This window comes from Paenibacillus massiliensis subsp. panacisoli DSM 21345, assembly GCF_000426545.1.
Taxonomy (GTDB): Bacteria; Bacillota; Bacilli; order Paenibacillales; family Paenibacillaceae; genus Paenibacillus; species Paenibacillus panacisoli.
In genome coordinates, this window is the sequence record NZ_AUFO01000040.1 from 21,482 (window position 1) to 30,501 (window position 9,020).

6 protein-coding genes are annotated in these 9,020 nt (G+C 51.4%); 4 read left to right on the top strand and 2 right to left on the bottom strand.

Going from position 1 to position 9,020, the window contains the following annotated elements:
* Window positions 1-17: 17 nt before the first annotated feature.
* Window positions 18-1,127, bottom strand: a complete 1,110-nt coding sequence (locus K331_RS0122030; protein ID WP_028591952.1) for an extracellular solute-binding protein — start codon at window positions 1,125-1,127, stop codon at window positions 18-20.
* A gap of 208 nt (window positions 1,128-1,335) precedes the next feature.
* Between K331_RS0122030 and K331_RS30165 the strand changes: the two genes are divergently transcribed.
* Together K331_RS30165 and K331_RS30170 are read left to right on the top strand one after the other, a co-directional pair.
* Entirely contained in the window at window positions 1,336-2,274 is a 939-nt protein-coding gene (locus K331_RS30165) for a LysR family transcriptional regulator (protein ID WP_051289971.1), read from the top strand.
* A 277-nt stretch (window positions 2,275-2,551) separates the two neighbouring features.
* Window positions 2,552-2,929, top strand: coding sequence for a hypothetical protein (locus K331_RS30170; RefSeq protein ID WP_051289972.1), 378 nt, complete (start codon window positions 2,552-2,554; stop codon window positions 2,927-2,929).
* Window positions 2,930-3,090: 161 nt separating this feature from the next.
* Here the strand turns inward: K331_RS30170 and K331_RS0122045 are convergent, their stop codons facing one another.
* Window positions 3,091-3,948 (bottom strand): helix-turn-helix domain-containing protein, encoded by an 858-nt coding sequence (locus K331_RS0122045; RefSeq protein ID WP_028591953.1) that lies wholly within the window; start codon window positions 3,946-3,948, stop codon window positions 3,091-3,093.
* Between the two features lie 266 nt (window positions 3,949-4,214).
* On the opposite strand from K331_RS0122045, the gene K331_RS0122050 reads away from it, so the two are divergent.
* Both K331_RS0122050 and K331_RS30175 read left to right on the top strand, forming a co-directional pair.
* On the top strand, window positions 4,215-5,141 hold the full coding sequence (locus tag K331_RS0122050) for a pectinesterase family protein (protein WP_318842596.1): 927 nt from the start codon (window positions 4,215-4,217) through the stop codon (window positions 5,139-5,141).
* A gap of 114 nt (window positions 5,142-5,255) precedes the next feature.
* Window positions 5,256-8,360: an Ig-like domain-containing protein gene (locus K331_RS30175; protein WP_051289973.1), complete on the top strand. Its 3,105-nt coding sequence runs from the start codon at window positions 5,256-5,258 to the stop codon at window positions 8,358-8,360.
* Window positions 8,361-9,020: the final 660 nt, after the last annotated feature.

The window sequence follows — 9,020 nt, forward strand, 5'->3', positions numbered from 1 at the left end:
AGATGTATGCGGCATACTTATTGGATATTCTGGTCTGCGAACCAGGTCTTGATTTCGACCTCGTGCTCAGAGGCCCACTTCGCGGAAGGGAGCAGGAATGTACCGTCTTGTCTGCGTCCCTCTGCCGAAGGTACACCTTCAATCAGCGGGGTGAAGAAGCCGTCAGTTGACTCCATGGACGTGAGGAGCTTCTGTGTCTCCGGCTTCAGCATGAATTCAATGAAAGCCTTGGAGGCCGCAGGATTGCGGGTATCCTTGCTGACCGCCATCACACGCAGACTTCCGGGTGCCCCCTCGTCCGGCCAAATGACCTCGACAGGCTCTCCTGCCAGCTTCAGACCATATGCATTATGCTCCTGTAAGGCAGCCACCTGAATTTCTCCACTTAGCAAGGCCTTGCCGACAGGACCATTTTTGGGATAAATGTTCAGACCTTTCTGGAAACGCTCTGTGTACTTACGCTCAGCCTCTTCTACCCCCCATTTGTCAAAGAAGGCCGATACGAGCGGGTAGGCTGGAGCGGCTACGGCAGGGTCGGCATGTCCGACGGTACCGGGGAAGGCGAAGAATTCCTCCCAAGTCTTGGGCGCATTCTCAGCGTTAACAAGGTTAGTGTTGTATGCAATGACAGCGGCAGCATGGATACCGATCGGGAAATAGGCAAGATCCTCGGGTAGATATTCCTTGCCCTGAGCCGTCAAATTGTCTAGGTTCTCAGGCTTCCAGCCTGTCATCAGAAAATCCCGGTCTCCCAGATTGCGCACGGAGCCGTGCCCATCCATCATGAGGATATCCCACTGCGGGTTACCTTGCTCAGCCTCAATCTTGGCCAGAGCCTCACCCCCACCGTAATGAACGGCCTCCATCTTATAGCCTGTAGCTTCTGTGAATTGGGGAGCAATGAAGTCTACAAAGTCATTGCCGTACAAGTAGATTGTCTCGCCTGTGTCCTCGTCGCTGTCAGCTGCTCCTCCTCCGCTGGTGCCTGGTGTCAGAGCGGAAGTACGTTCATCTGTTGCTGCTGCACCTGTACCCGTTACATTTCCAGCACTGCCACAGGCGGATAGGAGCAAGATTACGCTCAGTAATCCGAGCCAGATGATGTTGCGTAGCATGTGTATTTTCATAATAGCCTCCATTTCATATCGATCCTTCTGTGGAACATGATTGTGTGCACTTCCTCATTGTAGGTAAGATCAATCTGCTGGACATTAGCGCGGAGTTAAATTCAATTAAAATAGTATCTATTAAATTTATGATAAAATTGATAATATCTATGCATTGTGTGCTACCATTCAAGCTAACAGGCAGTATTAACAAGAGAGGGAGTGCAGGATGAATCTGCAGCAATTGAAGTCCTTTGTGCTGGTCGTTGAATTGAAGAAGCTGTATCTGGTTGCCCAAAAGCTGCAATTGACCCAACCGACAGTTACGTTTCATTTAAACAAGCTACAGGAGGAACTGGGGATCTCTTTGTTCCATACGCGCTCGTATCATGTCATCAAGCTGACGGATGCGGGAAAAGCCTTTTACCATTATGCCGCCCAGATCTGTGCCCTGTCGGCGGAGGCAGAGTCCTTAATGGAGCTGCACCGCGGAACAGCCGCAGGTCATCTTGCCATCGGTAGCACCCATACACCGGCTACATATATGCTGCCGCCGTTGCTGGAGCAGCTTAAGCGGAATTTTCCTGGCCTCACTGTCCTGCTGGACGTGCGCCCGGCCTCCTATATTCTGGAGCGAGTGAAGCAGTATGAGCTGGATATGGGCATTATTTCACACATGAAGATAGAGGACCCTGATCTCTTGATGCTCCCGCTTATTCAGGATGATCTGGTGCTGATTATGGACCCGGAGCATCCGTTGGCTGACATAGAGGAGGTAACACCTGCGATGCTGGCTGCTCATCCATTGATCTCTCATGAGGAGGGCTCAATCAGCCGTCAGATGATAGACCGCTGGGCGCAGGAGCATCAAGTAGAGTTGAATACCTCCATGGTCGTGTCCGGATCAGAGGCGCTGAAATCAGCAGTCCGCCACCGGATTGGATACGGCATGATTGCCGAAGCCTCGATTCAGCAGGAGCTAGCAGAGGGGAAGCTTCGCTCCAGGCCAATACCCGGATGGGGTTCCCGGCGATATATCTATGCAGTGCGACACCGGAACAAGCTGATTAGTCCTGCACTCAAGAGCTTCTGGGAACTGCTACAGCAGATGTACGCTAGTTCAGATGAGTTGCACGGGGTCTATTCGAAGCAAGAGCAGCCGCATTAATGGAGCAGGGGAAGATCGTTAGAGGAAACAAACTATGATTTGCATCAGTCTGCATTTGTGCGAGGACTTCATCGTGGGGGAGTGAGGTACAAGGTATGAACAGCAAGAAGCGGATATGGATATTCCTCTCCGGGGTGCTGGTTTATTTTCTGGTCACCATTATATTAAGCCAAATGTAAGGCTGATAGCTGGAGGGCGCAGAGCATCGAGTCTGAACGTGTCGCATACACATCTGAAAGAGGGTTCCTGTACAGTCAACTTGTGAAGGAGGATGACGATGAGTAATTTTCTGAACAAAATGAAGACGGGCATGAATCAGGTCAAGGATAAGGCTAACCAGACGGTAGAAACGACGAGGCTAAGCACGCAGATCACATTGAAGCGTAAAGACCGAACACACCAATTCGCCAAGCTGGGAGAGCTGGTCTATCAGGCTTATGTGACGGGAGGGGCCAATGCTCCACTGGAGAAGGTAGCTGCCTATACACAGACGGTCCAGAAGCTGGACCGGGAGATTGAAGCCCTGGAATGGCAATTGGCGCGGCTAAAGGGTGAGCGTATATGCGTATGCGGCAAGGTCGTGGTGAGGGAATCCAGGTACTGTAATCACTGTGGTCAGCCGTTATCGATCCTGAAGGACCCACCACAGGGATAGTAAATTAATGAAAGAACCGCATGATCCATGTGGAATTCTTATTGACTCTCATAGCATTTTTTAAAATGAACAAGAAAATAGAGCTATACTAACTGAGCAAGCTCAATCCCGGCGTGCATGTCCGGGAAGAGCTTGTTCTTTTTTTGTCCAGTCTTATTGAACTACATCGAAGTCAGCCTGCGATATTGGCCTGGCGTATGTCCCGTGCATTTCTTGAACACCACGTTAAAGTTGGGTGCATTGGCGAACCCCGCTCGCTCCCCAATCGCTTGAATAGGAATGTCGGTATCCCTCAGCATATTCTGGGCCTCACGAATGCGAATGTTTTGGAGATACTCTCGAAAGGGTACGCCAGTAATCTGCTTGAAGCTTCTGCTCAGATGAGATGGGCTGATGTAAAAGGATTGCGCCAGATGATTGAGGCTATGGGGCTGGTCGTAATGCTTGGTTATGTAATCAACGATCTCTAGGATTTTGTCTCGCAGTGGATGTGCTTCCGACTGCGCGACAGGTGAATGCTGCGAGCGCAGCTCCAGCCGATGAATTCGAATGAGCAGCTCCAGCAGTAGTGCACGCACTAACTCCGTATTGCCAGGCTCGTGTGTCTTAGCTTCATGCAGCATTTTTCCGAGCAGATGCTCCACGGCAGTCTGTTCATTCTGATCGAAGCGGACGACAGGGCGTGATACTTGTTGGTATAGTCGCTCGAAGGAAGCACGTACCAGTTCAGCATCCACAAAATGCTGGGAGAAATTAATCAAAATGCGTTCACAGTGAACGGGAGCGAAGCCGAAGGTCTGATGCAGCTGTTCGGGAGGAATGAAGACCAGATCTCCTTTGTTGACCTCCATGGTGGTGCCTTGAATAGTATAGGTTTTTGCGCCGCTCAGCACGTAGAAAATCTCGTAAAAGGTATGTGCATGGGGATTCTTCATATTGCTATATGCCTCGCTCATCTTGTACTGAATGGAGAAGCTGTCCTCTGCGAGCGAGAATTTGATTTCAGGTAATTTTGCCACGGGCGATCCCCTCCTAGAATGGATTGGAAAATGCGCAACAACAATAAAATGATAGCGCATACAAAGCATGAAATCAAAACTTTTCTATCCATCACCGTACTATAATTGTTATTGTCTGGAATGTGAAAAAATTGAAAATATGCCTTGTAAAAGGGAAGGGGATGTGTAAAATGACGAATTTGGGATTTAGGCAAACATCACGCAGCTTCAAGGTTCTTCTGGCAAGCACTCTGTTGATTACGGGGCTGACAGGCTTCGCTAACTCCATGCAGGCCGAGCAATCTGTCAGTGAGCTGGTGAGCACTACGGCGACGGCACCTACGATCGTGGTTGACAAGAATGGAGGAGGCCAGTTTACCAGTGTTCAGGCGGCAGTCAATTCCATTCCTGATGGTAACAGCTCGGAGCGAATAATCTACGTGAAACCTGGGGTCTATGAAGAGAAGATATTCATTCCGACCTCCAAGACGAACATTACCCTGATCGGGGAGAATGCCCATAATACGATTCTGACCTATAACGACACGAACAGCAGCTCAGGCAGTACAACGAACAGCGCGAGCACGTCTGTACGGGCCAATAATTTTCAGGCCAAAAATATTACCTTCCAGAATACAGCCGGACGCAATGCAGGTCAAGCCGTCGCTCTCTACGTCTCTGGTGATCGTTCCCGGTTCGAGAATATCCGTGTACTCGGCTTCCAGGATACACTTTATTCTAACGGAGGACGGCAATATTACAAGAATAGCTATATTGAAGGGACCGTAGATTTTATCTTCGGGCGGGCCACAGCGGTGTTCGATAATTGCGAGATTCGCAGTCTTGGAAGCGGATACATTACAGCTGCCTCCACAGAGCCGACCTCTGAGTATGGCTATGTAATTATGAACAGTCGCATCACGCGCTCTGGCACAGGCGACCATTCTGTCTACCTTGGCCGTCCATGGCGTCCATATAGTGCGGTTATCTTCATGAACAATTGGATGGATAAGCATATTCGTCCTGAGGGCTGGCATAACTGGGGCAACCCTGCCAATGAAGCCACTGCACGCTACGCTGAATTCAATAACTCAGGTCCCGGCTGGAATGACCGTAACCGTGTAGGTTGGTCGGATATACTTACGTCTGCACAAGCTTCTGCGATCACCATCCAATCTGTGCTGGGCGGAAGCGATGGCTGGGACCCTAGATAAATGTCATCAAGTCGATATGCTGATTCAATTGTAAGTATTCGGGAAATGATGATCCTTCTTTTCTTCATTCTCAACGAAGCTGTTGAGCGTTATTTTCAAGTGTAGGAGGAAGATATGTTGAAGTCCAAATTATGCTTAGTGTTACTTGCCTTTGTCGTCGTGGCTACGGCGCTGGTGCCTATGGGAGATGGCCGGACAGCCAGTGCGGCGGAGCCAACGCGTATTCCGGCTTTTCCTGGTGCTGAGGGTGGCGGGATGTATACGACAGGCGGCCGTTTCGGTGAAGTCTATGAGGTTACGAATCTGAATGATTCGGGTCCGGGCTCATTCCGGGATGCCGTATCTGGCAGTGATCGGATTATCGTATTCAAGGTGGGTGGCAATATTCATCTGAAGTCCAGGCTCCAGATTACGGGCTCGAATCTGACGATCGCAGGCCAGAGTGCGCCTGGTAACGGAATTGCTGTACTGGATTATGACACGTCGCTGCAGGGTGATAATGTGATCATCCGTTATATGCGCTTCCGACTAGGCGATAATTTCTTCTCGGAAGAGGATGCCTTCGGTGCCCGCAAGCGGAAAAATGTCATTCTGGATCACTGCTCCTTCAGCCATTCGGTAGATGAGGTGCTGTCCCCTTACCAAATGGAGAACATGACGGTGCAATGGTCCATCATCTCCGAGAGTATGCTGATGTCCAATCATTCCAAGGGCAGGCACGGGTATGGAGGGATTTGGGGCGGTAAAAATACCACCTTCCATCACAATCTCATTGCTCACAATGCGAGCCGCAACCCGCGTTTTGCCGGAGATCAGGGGGATACGCTCGATTTTCGCAATAACATTATCTACAACTGGCAGTTCATGAGCACCTATGGGGGCGAGCGTGCACTGGGTAACATCGTAGGGAACTATTACAAATATGGACCGGATACGGACCGTACAAAACGAGCCCTTCTGCGGGATACACCTTCCAAGGATAGTCAGTGGTTCATCGCTGACAATATTGTGGATGGCTATCCCGAGATTGCGGAGGATAACTGGCTTGGTGTCCTTGGAGATGTCCCTGCGGTAGCCAAGCGAAGCGAGCCTGTTGAGATGCCATACACGTACACAGCGGAATCAGCCACTCAGGCTTATGAGCGAGTATTGGACGAAGCTGGAGCCACATACCCTGCCCGTGATTCGATGGATGCGAGGGTGATTCAGGAGGTGCGGGAGCGCGGAGGACGATTGTCCAATTCCCCGGATGAATCAGGTGGATTCCCGGCTCTGCCAGAGGTGACGTCAACGTTGGTAGACAGTGACGGGGACGGTATTCCGGACGATTGGGAGCTGGCAAATGGTCTTGATCCGCATAATGCCAGTGATTCACAGCAGATCGGACCTGAGGGGTACACGTACCTGGAAATGTACCTGAATGTGCTGATCGCAGATCACAAGCCAGTGAACCCACAGGTGAAGCTCTTAGCTCCTGAGCATGGAGGTCTTGTAGAGGCTGGCGAGCCTGTGGTACTGAATGCTACGGCAAGCATGAGTCAGTCAGCTATCCAAAGAGTGGAATTCTACGCGAATGACGTGAAGCTGGGAGAAGCGACAGCAGCACCTTATGCATACACGTGGGAGTCTCCAGAGGAGGGGACCTATTGGATTTCAGCCAGAGCGTACGACACGCAGGGGACTGCTGCAGATAGCCCTGTGCACCCGCTCTATGTGGTTCATCCGCAAGAGGTGTCTAGCCCGTGGATGTCGGTGGACATCGGCTCGGCGAAGATCCCTGGCCATGCATCGGAAAAGGACGGAGTCATCACTCTCCGCAGTGGTGGACGCATTGGAGGAACGGATGATCCGGTGCTGGTGGATAAGACACGGGATTCCTTCCACTATGTGTACCAGACGCTGGCTGACGATGGACAGATCGTGGCGCGTATCAACGAGGTGGGCCGTGTGGATAATGAGTCCCAGGCCGGAATTATGATGCGCAGCAGCCTGGACCCGGATGCCCGCATGGTAACGCTGACCCAGTCGCTGGTCAAGTACGGGCATGTAGCCCGCTTCTGGGAGCGTATCCAGCAGGGAGGGGAGGCCGCTTCGCGACAGATTGAGGACTTCCTGGCACCAGGCTATATTAAGCTGGTCAGACTGGACGGGATTGTCTATGGTTATCTGTCTCAATACGGGAATGATTGGACATTGGTGGGTACGGTGGATATTGCTGACTGGCCGGAGACGATCTATGTCGGGCTCGCAGCCGATGGAGCGCTCATCAATAACGATATTTACAATTACGGATGGGGCCGTTTCGCTGAGGTCGCTGTCAGCAATCTGGAGTCAATTCCTGCAATTGTCCAAGAGCTTGAAGCCCATGGTAAGGCAGAAGGCATAGAACTGAAATGGCAGACGTCTGAAGGGGCTAGCGGCTATCAAGTAGAGCGTAGTCTGGTGGAGAGCGGGCCATATTCGGTAATTGCTCCGAGTGTCACAGACACGAGCTATACAGATACGACTGTGGAAGCTGGCAACGTATATTACTATCGAATTATAGCTACGAATCCGGCTGGGGATACTCTGCCTTCGGTCGCCAAGTCTGCTGCCGTTCCAGGTACCATAGCCAAGCAGTATACGGTGAAGGATAACTTTGACACGACCCCGGCGAATAGTCCGCCAGCCGGATACACGGTATACCCTCCTTATCCGGGCAAGGAGGATGCTTATGTCCGAGTGACCGAGCTTCCTGATCTGGCGAATGATGAGGAGCGAGGCAACGGCTTGCTCATGCAGAGCAGTGCGATTGATCTGGCCACGCTCACCAAGCGTTTTCAGGCTCATGCTGACAAGCTGATCCTGGAGGCGGATGTGATGGTTCCGATTGCTGCTTCGGCCTCCGATGCAGGCAAGCATTTGATTCAGCTGCTCAATCTGCCGGGTGGCAAATCTGCTGTTCGTCTCCAACTGAACAAGGATGGATTAAGCTACATCACGCCTGCCAAGGAGACGATCTTGTTGGAGCAGGTCGATTGGAAGGCGGGAGAATGGCACCGTCTGCGCGTAGAGCTGGATGTACCTGCGCAGCAGTATTCCCTGTATGTGGATGGGGAGCAGGTTGTGGAGCAGCAGGCCTTCGTGGATAACCCGGATGTGGTCGGCACGTTCTGGGTAAATTCAGAGAGCCGTCTGTATCTGGATCGCATTCAGGCATATCGGATGGTGCAGCCTTAAGTCACAGGTTGGTTGTGGTGCTGGTATGAGTGGCCTTAGTGGGAGATTTCATTGAAGTGCAGGATGGATTCTTTAGCTGGGCTGCTGCATATGGTTGTTAGGATGGGTCCGTACTTCTTGGAAGGGGAGTGCGGGCTTGTTTTTGTTTTGGGGTGCGTACATGTACATTCCGCACCATGGAGAGAGTGCATGGGGAGAGTGCATGGAGGAATACTCCGAGCATGTAGATGGCTCAAGCACATAGAGCGCAGATGAGTCAAGTACGTTGAGGGATCAGGCACGTAGTCCACTTCGAGTGCGGAGTCATTTTCCACACACGTGGACCTTTCCGAGTGCAGAATCGTCTTCCACACACGTGGGCCACTCCGAGTGCAGAATCATCTTCCAATCGCTGTTATCCCCAGATTTCTTGAAATTTTTACAAAGGGGGAAATCTGGGGATAAAGGCGAACGCTCCGCTTCTCCAGATCGATTCTGCACTCTCCGTTATACGTGTCGTTGGTAAGGGATTTAGTGAAAGAGCTTGCGCAGCGGCCTTGATGGCCTGGGCGTGTTGAAAATCAAAACGTCGCACTCAAGTAGAGTGCGACCACGTGGTGTACAACTGGAAGCAGAAGCAGGAGGCTATTTCAATCCACGCACTCAAGTAGAGTGCGACTG

What these genes read in the sequence shown, in the direction of transcription:
- K331_RS0122030 (WP_028591952.1), bottom strand. Translation starts at nt 1,127, where the DNA reads ATGAAAATACACATGCTACGCAACATCATCTGGCTCGGATTACTGAGC.
- K331_RS30165 (WP_051289971.1), top strand. Translation starts at nt 1,336, where the DNA reads ATGAATCTGCAGCAATTGAAGTCCTTTGTGCTGGTCGTTGAATTGAAG.
- K331_RS30170 (WP_051289972.1), top strand. Translation starts at nt 2,552, where the DNA reads ATGAGTAATTTTCTGAACAAAATGAAGACGGGCATGAATCAGGTCAAG.
- K331_RS0122050 (WP_318842596.1), top strand. Translation starts at nt 4,215, where the DNA reads ATGCAGGCCGAGCAATCTGTCAGTGAGCTGGTGAGCACTACGGCGACG.
- K331_RS30175 (WP_051289973.1), top strand. Translation starts at nt 5,256, where the DNA reads ATGTTGAAGTCCAAATTATGCTTAGTGTTACTTGCCTTTGTCGTCGTG.